1 protein-coding gene is annotated in these 523 nt (G+C 41.7%); it reads left to right on the top strand.

Going from position 1 to position 523, the window contains the following annotated elements; all coding sequences use genetic code 11:
* Window positions 1-181 precede the first annotated feature (181 nt).
* Window positions 182-409 carry a hypothetical protein gene (locus OMK64_RS20400; protein WP_272730176.1) on the top strand — a complete coding sequence of 76 codons (228 nt, stop codon included), beginning with the start codon at window positions 182-184 and terminating at the stop codon, window positions 407-409.
* Window positions 410-523 lie beyond the last annotated feature (114 nt).

The raw sequence follows: 523 nt of genomic DNA, 5'->3' as shown, positions 1-523 counted from the left end.
CTAGTGAGAGCACGTTTACGCTGCAGAATCTCAGCAAGACCACCTACTAACAACCCTCAACGTAAGTTCAATACAGCAGCTTTGAACAGAAACCACCAAAACACGTTATGAGGAGCTAGTTACTTCAGGACTGGAAGCGATTTCGGAGAGCCCAGATATCGAAACCAGCTGGAAACAGTGTATGGAAGTGGTCAAAACAACAGCCACAGAGATTCTTGGGATGCAGAAGCTTCAAAGAATTTTGGGTTGGAGAGACGAGGAGTATGATAAAGCTGTTGCCGAGAAAAACCTTCTTTATCAGAAAAACGTCCAAAGAAACACGAGAGCTACGAAGGAAGCGTTTCAAAACAAAAGGAGGGAGGTTGTGAAATTGGCTAGACAAAAGGAGATTCGAGAAAGCCCAGTTTGAAATGGTTGAATTTATGGAAGATCGGAATAAGGAGAAAGTTCTACGAGAACGTAAACCGGCAGCGGAAAGGATTTTCAACAACTACATCAAATACTATAAAATATTATATATATC

It is taken from the genome of Cellulomonas fimi (assembly GCF_028527925.1).
In the GTDB taxonomy this organism is placed as follows: Bacteria; Actinomycetota; Actinomycetes; order Actinomycetales; family Cellulomonadaceae; genus Cellulomonas; species Cellulomonas fimi_C.
This window is presented reverse-complemented; position numbering and strand designations above follow the sequence as displayed.

Bases quoted from the DNA above. Each gene is read 5' to 3' on its own strand.
- OMK64_RS20400 (WP_272730176.1), top strand. From the start codon at position 182: ATGGAAGTGGTCAAAACAACAGCCACAGAGATTCTTGGGATGCAGAAG.